1 protein-coding gene is annotated in these 800 nt (G+C 65.0%); it reads left to right on the plus strand.

Annotated elements, in window-relative coordinates; all coding sequences use genetic code 11:
- Nucleotides 1–800, plus strand: an 800-nt coding sequence (locus EBN03_RS33555) for an acetaldehyde dehydrogenase (acetylating) (protein ID WP_122192188.1), incomplete at both ends; no start/stop codon positions are given.

Below are 800 nucleotides of genomic sequence, written 5' to 3' on the forward strand. Positions count from 1 at the left end.
GCCGCGATTGTCGGCTCCGGCAATATCTCGACGGATCTGCTGTACAAGCTGCTCCGCTCGGAGAAGATCGAACCGCGGTGGATGGTCGGGATCGACCCCGACAGTGAAGGTTTGAAGCGCGCGCGGGGTTTGGGGTTGGAGACCTCGGCAGAGGGCGCGGACTGGCTTCTGGCTTTGCCGGAGAAGCCGGATCTGTTGTTCGAGGCCACTTCCGCCTACGTGCATCGTGAGTACGCGCCGAAGTACGAAGCCGCCGGTATCCGCGCGATCGACTTGACTCCCGCGGCTGTGGGCCCGGCGGTTATCCCGCCGGTGAACCTGGACTCGTTGCAGGACGCCCCGAACGTCAACATGATCACTTGTGGTGGCCAGGCGACGATCCCGATCGTGGCGGCCGTGTCCCGGGTGGTGCCGGTGGCTTACGCCGAGATCGTCGCCTCGGTGTCGTCGGTGTCTGCCGGTCCGGGTACTCGCGCGAACATCGACGAGTTCACCAAGGTCACCTCGAAGGGTGTGGAGACCATCGGTGGCGCTGCGCGGGGTAAGGCGATCATCATCTTGAACCCGGCCGAGCCGCCGATGATCATGCGCGACACCATTTTCTGTGCGATCCCCGAGGACGCCGACCACGACGCGATCACCGAGTCGGTGCATCGCATGGTCGCCGACATCCAGCAGTACGTGCCCGGTTACCGGCTGCTCAACGAGCCGCAGTTCGACGAGCCGAGCGTGGTGTCCGGTGGGCTGGCGAAGGTTTCGGTGTTCGTCGAGGTCGAAGGCGCCGGTGACTTCCTGCCGCC

Source organism: Nocardia stercoris (genome assembly GCF_003696265.1).
In the GTDB taxonomy this organism is placed as follows: domain Bacteria; phylum Actinomycetota; class Actinomycetes; order Mycobacteriales; family Mycobacteriaceae; genus Nocardia; species Nocardia stercoris.